Source organism: Streptomyces sp. NPDC054847, from assembly GCF_053610925.1.
The window spans coordinates 1-3,403 of record NZ_JBSGZJ010000606.1 but is presented as its reverse complement, the minus strand read 5'-3'; the positions used below and the strand labels follow the sequence as shown (position 1 = coordinate 3,403).

The following is a 3,403-nucleotide window of genomic DNA, read 5'->3' as shown; positions in this document are numbered from 1 at the left end:
CCGACGGGCTGAGGTGCCGCGCAGCGGCATTTTCAGCCCGTCCGGCGTTTGAGGACACCGCGCGGAGCGCGGTACGGGTCCGGGCCGAGCCCGGTTTCGGGAAGGGGCGGGTAGGGGACAAGCCCGCCGCAGGCGCCACCGCACCACGCGCCCGCGACCCAGCAGTGCGGTCCGGACCGGCACCCGAATCGGTCCGGCCCCAAGCCCGAACCCGCACCCGCCCGGTCTGGACGCCCCTCTCTCCGGACCGGACCCGTACCCGGACCGGTCCCGGCCCCCCGCCCGGTCCGGCCCCGCACCGGGTCGGACCCTGACGGCCCCGCACAGGGTCCGGACCTTGACGGCCCCCGCACGTTCCGGCCCCGGGCACGGTGGTGGTGGAGGAAGTGGTGGGGCCCGCCCCCTGGGAGAGGGGCGGGCCCTTCGTCTTGGGGTGGCACCGCCATGCAGCACCCCAGGACGTCTGCTCCCCGGTGGTCCGGGGCGTCTGTCAGCCGAAGCGGCCGGAGATGTAGTCCTCGGTCGCCTGGACGGACGGGTTGGCGAAGATCCGCTCGGTGTCGTCGATCTCGATCAGCTTGCCGGGCTGGCCGACCGCCGAGAGGTTGAAGAACGCCGTGCGGTCCGAGACGCGAGCCGCCTGCTGCATGTTGTGCGTCACGATGACGATCGTGAAGCGCTCCTTCAGCTCGCCGATCAGGTCCTCGATCGCGAGCGTCGAGATCGGGTCGAGCGCCGAGCAGGGCTCGTCCATCAGCAGCACGTCCGGCTCGACCGCGATCGCGCGGGCGATGCACAGGCGCTGCTGCTGGCCGCCGGAGAGGCCGGAGCCGGGCTTGTTGAGCCGGTCCTTGACCTCGTTCCAGAGGTTCGCGCCCCGCAGGGAGCGCTCGACGATGTCCGCCAGCTGGTTCTTCTTGTAGTTGCCGTTCAGCCGCAGGCCCGCCGCGACGTTGTCGAAGATCGACATCGTGGGGAACGGGTTGGGCCGCTGGAAGACCATGCCGACCGTGCGGCGCACGGCGACCGGGTCGACGTCCTTGGCGTACAGGTTCTCGTCGTCCAGCAGCACCTTTCCCTCGACGCGGCCACCGGGGGTGACCTCGTGCATGCGGTTCAGGGTGCGCAGGAAGGTGGACTTTCCGCAGCCGGACGGGCCGATGAAGGCGGTCACGGAGCGGGGCTCCACGGTCATGGAGATGTCGTCGATCGCCTTGTGGGAGCCGTAGTAGGCGGTCAGGCCCGATACGTCGATTCGCTTGGCCATGGTGGTTCTACTTTCCGGTCTTCGGGGCCTTCCAGCGGGCGATGCCGCGGGCCACCAGGTTGAGGATCATGACGAAGGCGATCAGAACCAGGGCGGCGCCCCAGGCGCGCGCGATCGAGGCGTCGGTGCCGACGGCGTACTGCTCGTACACGTACAGCGGCAGGGAGGACTGGGCGCCTTCGAAGGGGTTCGGGTTGATCAGCTTCGTGCCGAACACGAGGAGCAGTACCGGGGCGGTCTCACCGGTGACACGCGCGACGGCGAGCATCACGCCGGTGGTGATGCCACCGATCGCGGTGGGCAGGACCACCTTCAGGATGGTCCGCCACTTCGGTACGCCCAGGGCGAGTGAGGCTTCGCGCAGCTCGTTCGGGACCAGCTTCAGCATTTCCTCGGTGGAGCGGACGACCACCGGCATCATCAGGATGGCGAGGGCGAGACCGCCGGCGAAGCCGGAGGGGCCGAAGCCGAGCATCAGGTTCCAGGTGGCGAGGACGAACAGGCCCGCGACGATGGAGGGGATGCCGGTCATGACGTCGACGAAGAAGGTGACGGCCTTGGCCAGCTTCCCGCGCCCGTACTCGACGAGGTAGATCGCGGTGAGCAGGCCGATCGGGGCGGCGATGACCGCGGCGATGAGGACCTGCTCGACGGTGCCGAGCAGGGCGTGGTAGATGCCGCCGCCGGGCTCGGCGTCGAGGACGCCGTTCATGGAGTGGCCGAGGAAGTAGCCGTCGACCACCTCCAGGCCCTTGGTGATCGTGACCCAGGCCAGCGAGAACAGCGGTACGACGGCGAGCACGAAGCACACCCAGACGAGGCTGGTGGCGACGCGGTCCTTGGCCTGGCGGGAGTTCTCGACCTTCGTGGTGATCACGTAGGTGGCGAGGACGAAGACGAGGGCGGCGAGCATGCCCCACTGGACGCGGCTGTGCCAGCCGGCCGCCAGGCCGATGCCGCAGCCCGCGGCGATCGAGCCGGCCGCGATGGCCGCCGGGGCCCAGCGCGGGAGGCGGGCGTGGGAGAGCGGACCGGTGCGTACGGTGGCCACCGGACGCTTGTCCTGGACGAGCTGGCTCATGCGTTGGCCCCCGAGTACTCCTTGCGGCGGGCGATGATCGCGCGGGCCGCTCCGTTGACCACCAGGGTGATCACGAACAGGACGAGGCCGGAGGCGATCAGGGCGTCGCGGCCGAATTCGTCCGCCTCGTTGAACTTGGCGGCGATGTTCTGGGCGAAGGTGCCGCCGCCCGGGTCGAGCAGGTGCCCGGAGATGATGAAGCTCGGCGACAGGACGACGGCGACGGCCATCGTCTCGCCGAGGGCACGGCCGAGGCCCAGCATGGAGGCGCTGATGATGCCGGAGCGGCCGAAGGGCAGCACCGACATCCGGATGACCTCCCAGCGGGTGGCGCCGAGCGCCAGGGCGGCCTCTTCGTGCATCTTCGGCACCTGGAGGAAGACCTCGCGGGTGACGTTGGTGATGATCGGCAGGATCATGATCGCGAGCAGGATGCCCACGGTGAACAGGTTGCGGGCGACGCCTTCGCCGGTCTTCTCGAAGATGTACGTCCAGCCGAAGTACTCGTTGAGCCAGCTGTTCAGGCCGTCGAGGTAGGGGACCAGGAAGATGGCGCCCCAGAGGCCGTAGATGATGCTGGGCACGGCGGCGAGCAGGTCGACGACGTACGCGAGGGGCGTGGCGATCTTCCGCGGCGCGTAGTGCGAGATGAACAGCGCGATGCCGATGGCGACCGGCACGGCTATGACCATCGCGATGACCGAGCTGACGACGGTGCCGAAGGCCAGTACGGCGATGCCGAAGACCGGCGGGTCACCGGCCGGGTTCCACTCGGACGTGGTCAGGAAGTTGGCGTCGTCCTTCGAGATGGCGATGCCCGCGCGGTACGCGAGGAATCCCGCGATCGCGGCCATGATGACCAGGAGGGAGATGCCTGCTCCCCGGGACAGGCCCAGGAATATGCGGTCACCGGGACGGGGCTTGCCGCGGGTGGTGCCCGTTTGCTGCGGGGCACGGGGCGGTGGGGCTGATGTGGTGGTTGCTGTATCCATCGGGGTCTCCGGTCTGCGGAGCGGTGAGGCTCCAGGCGGCGGTGCACCGGAAGCCGGGGCCTC

3 protein-coding genes are annotated in these 3,403 nt (G+C 69.6%); all 3 read right to left on the bottom strand.

The genetic code is table 11. The features are described 5' to 3' along the window. Positions 1-490: 490 nt before the first annotated feature. The 3 genes from pstB to pstC are packed head-to-tail and all read right to left on the bottom strand — an operon-like array spanning position 491 to position 3,340. Positions 491-1,267: a phosphate ABC transporter ATP-binding protein PstB gene (gene pstB / locus ACWGH4_RS33085; RefSeq protein WP_453467356.1), complete on the bottom strand. Its 777-nt coding sequence runs from the start codon at positions 1,265-1,267 to the stop codon at positions 491-493. 7 nt (positions 1,268-1,274) lie between these two features. Beyond that, complete coding sequence (gene pstA / locus ACWGH4_RS33080) at positions 1,275-2,348, bottom strand: phosphate ABC transporter permease PstA (protein ID WP_441266828.1); 1,074 nt, start codon at positions 2,346-2,348, stop codon at positions 1,275-1,277. Next, positions 2,345-3,340, bottom strand: a complete 996-nt coding sequence (pstC, locus tag ACWGH4_RS33075; RefSeq protein ID WP_441266827.1) for a phosphate ABC transporter permease subunit PstC — start codon at positions 3,338-3,340, stop codon at positions 2,345-2,347. The genes pstA and pstC overlap by 4 nt, the downstream gene beginning before the upstream one ends. Positions 3,341-3,403 lie beyond the last annotated feature (63 nt).

Bases quoted from the DNA above. Each gene is read 5' to 3' on its own strand.
- pstB (WP_453467356.1), bottom strand. From the start codon at position 1,267: ATGGCCAAGCGAATCGACGTATCGGGCCTGACCGCCTACTACGGCTCC.
- pstA (WP_441266828.1), bottom strand. From the start codon at position 2,348: ATGAGCCAGCTCGTCCAGGACAAGCGTCCGGTGGCCACCGTACGCACC.
- pstC (WP_441266827.1), bottom strand. From the start codon at position 3,340: ATGGATACAGCAACCACCACATCAGCCCCACCGCCCCGTGCCCCGCAG.